The 316-nt window shown below is 43.0% G+C and carries 1 rRNA gene; it reads left to right on the forward strand.

Annotated elements, in window-relative coordinates:
- Positions 1-135: 135 nt before the first annotated feature.
- Positions 136-316: ribosomal RNA gene (locus HA044_RS09340) — 16S ribosomal RNA — on the forward strand; the annotation flags it as partial.

Genomic DNA, 316 nt, shown 5'->3' on the forward strand with positions numbered 1-316 from the left:
AGAGAGCGACAAAGACCTTTGAAAACTGAACAAGACGAACCAATGTGCAGGGCACTATAACAAAGGTTATAGTACTGAACAATGAAAAAACAATAAATCTGTCAGTGACAGAATGAGTTTAAGACAAACAATTATTTTAATGAGAGTTTGATCCTGGCTCAGGATGAACGCTGGCGGCGTGCCTAATACATGCAAGTAGAACGCTGAAGGAAGGAGCTTGCTCTTTCCGGATGAGTTGCGAACGGGTGAGTAACGCGTAGGTAACCTGCCTCTTAGCGGGGGATAACTATTGGAAACGATAGCTAATACCGCATAA

Origin of the sequence: Streptococcus sp. IMAU 99161, assembly GCF_014435245.1 — a bacterium.
Lineage (GTDB): Bacteria > Bacillota > Bacilli > Lactobacillales > Streptococcaceae > Streptococcus > Streptococcus lactarius.